The 322-nt window shown below is 69.9% G+C and carries 1 pseudogene; it reads right to left on the minus strand.

What is annotated here, in order from left to right:
• Nucleotides 1–121: 121 nt before the first annotated feature.
• A pseudogene (locus tag ADL25_RS51555) lies at nt 122–211 on the minus strand (SpoIIE family protein phosphatase); the annotation flags it as partial.
• Nucleotides 212–322: the final 111 nt, after the last annotated feature.

Genomic DNA, 322 nt, shown 5'->3' on the forward strand with positions numbered 1-322 from the left:
TGGCCGGACCGTTCGCTCCGGGCGCACGGGAAGTTCACGAGACGACGCTGAGGCGGGGTTAAAAGGTCCCGGTCTAACCCGTGGGCGTGGTGGGGGCGGGGGGCGGGCCCTGGCCTACCAGCTAGGCCCGGATCAGGAGCGGCGGCGGGAGCCCGCAATTGACCCAGTGCAGCACCCTGGTCTCCGCGTCGATCCGGCACAGCACGCAGGTGCAAAAATGGTCGGATCACCATCGGGCGAGCGACTGGTCGACGCACCTGACGATGTCCGTCAGGTCACCCCCCCTGCGCCGAGAGGTGCGGGCCGCCGCCATGACCACCGA

The sequence above is a fragment of the Streptomyces sp. NRRL F-5122 genome (assembly GCF_001507435.1).
GTDB classification, from domain to species: Bacteria; Actinomycetota; Actinomycetes; order Streptomycetales; family Streptomycetaceae; genus Streptomyces; species Streptomyces lannensis.